Annotated in this window: 1 pseudogene; it reads left to right on the top strand. The window is 38.9% G+C overall.

Features of this window, described 5'->3' with window-relative positions:
• Window positions 1–597: pseudogene (locus FUA24_RS25725) on the top strand (glutamate synthase subunit alpha); the annotation flags it as partial.

The following is a 597-nucleotide window of genomic DNA, read 5'->3' as shown; positions in this document are numbered from 1 at the left end:
TGCCTGAAGATATTGGGCCTTATTATACAGATTTACAACAAAAAGACCTTGTTACTAGATTAGCACTGGTACACCAACGTTTCTCTACTAACACCATGCCTGCTTGGGAGTTAGCACAACCATTCCGCTTTATGTGTCAAAATGGTGAAATTAACACGCTAAGAGGTAACGTAAGTAGAATGCGCGTGCGCGAAGAAATCATGAAAAGTGATGTTTTTGGCCCACAAATAGATAAACTTTTCCCAATTGTTTTACCAGGAAAATCAGATTCAGCATCAATGGACATGGTGGTAGAACTTTTAACACACACCGATCGTTCTTTACCAGAAATCATGATGATGATGATTCCTGAAGCTTGGGAAAAACACAAAACCATGAGCCCAGAAAAAAAGGCTTTCTATGAATACAATTGCTGTATCATGGAACCTTGGGATGGGCCTGCATCTATACCTTTTACTGATGGTGACTATATTGGTGCGCTTTTAGATAGAAATGGTTTAAGACCATCACGCTACACCCTTACAAAAAGTGGCAAACTTATTATGTCTTCAGAAGTTGGTGTTGTTGATATTGAACCTGAAGATATTGAAAAACACG

Source organism: Seonamhaeicola marinus, from assembly GCF_008085455.1.
The sequence above is the reverse complement of the archived record's forward strand: the minus strand, read 5'-3'. Positions and strand labels throughout refer to the sequence as shown.